At 39.3% G+C, this 224-nt stretch carries 1 protein-coding gene; it reads left to right on the forward strand.

All coding sequences use genetic code 11. The features are described 5' to 3' along the window. A partial coding sequence (locus QCD68_RS17370) for a GDP-mannose 4,6-dehydratase (protein ID WP_301223913.1) occupies positions 1–224 on the forward strand: 224 nt, incomplete at both ends.

Consider the following 224-nt stretch of genomic DNA (forward strand, 5'->3'; position numbering starts at 1 on the left):
CCTTGACCCAGTACGGGCAATAGAGACTAATACTCTTGGTTCACTAAACATCCTTAACGCTGTACGAAATATAGGATTAAAAACCAGAATACACTTATGCGGAAGCTCAGAAGAATATGGTGATGCTCCTGAACCAGTAGATGAAAACTCACTTCCTAACCCACTATCACCTTATGCAATATCTAAATTAGCTATGGATTATCTAGGGCAGTTTTATGCTAAGG

It is taken from the genome of Curtobacterium sp. PsM8 (assembly GCF_030433875.1).
Lineage (GTDB): Bacteria > Actinomycetota > Actinomycetes > Actinomycetales > Microbacteriaceae > Curtobacterium.